The sequence below is a fragment of the Streptomyces sp. NRRL F-5727 genome (genome assembly GCF_000719555.1).
Lineage (GTDB): Bacteria > Actinomycetota > Actinomycetes > Streptomycetales > Streptomycetaceae > Streptomyces.
The window spans coordinates 1-466 of sequence record NZ_JOGX01000170.1 but is presented as its reverse complement, the minus strand read 5'-3'; the positions used below and the strand labels follow the sequence as shown (position 1 = coordinate 466).

Here is a 466-nt window from a genome sequence, read left to right as displayed (position 1 = left end):
TGGACTACGTGGGCCGGGACGGTGTCGCGGACATGGAGGAGCTGGCGGGCCGCTTCGCGACCGCCTCCACCCTCCCGATCGTGCTGGACTCCACGGAGGAGGAGGTGATCCGGGCGGGTCTGGAGAAGCTGGGCGGCCGCTGGAGAAGCTGGGCGGCCGTGCGGTGATCAACTCCGTCAACTACGAGGACGGTGACGGTCCCGACTCGCGCTTCGCCCGGGTCACCCGTCTGGCCCAGGAGCACGGGGCCGCGCTGATCGCGCTGACCATCGACGAGGAGGGCCAGGCCCGCACGGTCGAGCACAAGGTCGCCATCGCCGAGCGGATCATCGACGACCTGACCGGCAACTGGGGCATCCACGAGTCCGACATCCTCATCGACACGCTGACCTTCACCATCTGCACGGGCCAGGAGGAGTCCCGCAAGGACGGCATCGCGACGATCGAGGCGATCCGCGAGCTCAAG

At 68.9% G+C, this 466-nt stretch carries 1 pseudogene; it reads left to right on the top strand.

Features of this window, described 5'->3' with window-relative positions:
* Window positions 1-466: pseudogene (locus tag IF73_RS38430) on the top strand (dihydropteroate synthase); the annotation flags it as partial.